We start from the raw sequence: 768 nt of genomic DNA, 5'->3' as shown, positions 1-768 counted from the left end.
CCTAGAATCTGAAATCACCACAACAACAGGTTCTAGGAAAGGACGAAGACCGCTATGGAAATCTTATCAGACCCGAAGCCGGACATGCTCGCCATGCCGCGGTTCGACGACGGTGCCATCGACATGCAGGAGCTGCTCAGGCGCCTCGCCGAGCAGGTCGTAAACGCCGTGATGGACGCCGAGGCCGACCAGCTGTGCGGCGGCGGGGCGAACAGCCGCAACGGCTACCGGGAGCGCGGCCTCGCCACCTGCGTCGGCACGCTGACGCTGCGCATCCCGAAGCTCCGCACCGGCAGCTTCTTCCCGGACGACGTGATCGAGCGCTACCAGCGCGCGGACCGCGCCCTCGTGGCCGCCGTCGCCGAGATGTACGCCACCGGCACGAGCACCCGCAAGGTGCGGCGCGTCGCGGAGAAGATGGGCGTGTCCAGGCTCTCCAAGGACCAGGTGAGCGCCATCGCGTCGAACCTTGACGCCGACATCGAGGAGCTCTGCGCGAGGCCCCTCGACGGCTCGCCGGTGCCCTACGTCTGGCTCGACGCCACCTACGTCAAGTGCCGCCGCGGGGGCCGCGTGGCCTCCACGGCCGTCGTCACGGCCATCGGCTGCGACGCGGGCGGCTGGAGGCGCGTGCTGGGCGTCGGCGTGGTGGACACGGAGTCGTACGACTCGTGGCTGGCATTCCTCAGGAAAATCCGCGACCGCGGCGTCTCCGGCGTGGAGCTCGTCGTCTCCGACGCGCACGCGGGCCTCGTCGCGGCCGCGGCG

Annotated in this window: 1 protein-coding gene; it reads left to right on the top strand. The window is 69.7% G+C overall.

Going from position 1 to position 768, the window contains the following annotated elements; all coding sequences use genetic code 11:
* Positions 1–54: 54 nt before the first annotated feature.
* Positions 55–768 (top strand): transposase (locus DW233_RS02070; RefSeq protein WP_199574562.1); only part of this gene is annotated, 714 nt, incomplete at its 3' end.

The organism is Collinsella sp. AM20-15AC, from assembly GCF_003471405.1.
Taxonomy (GTDB): Bacteria; Actinomycetota; Coriobacteriia; order Coriobacteriales; family Coriobacteriaceae; genus Collinsella.
This window is presented reverse-complemented; position numbering and strand designations above follow the sequence as displayed.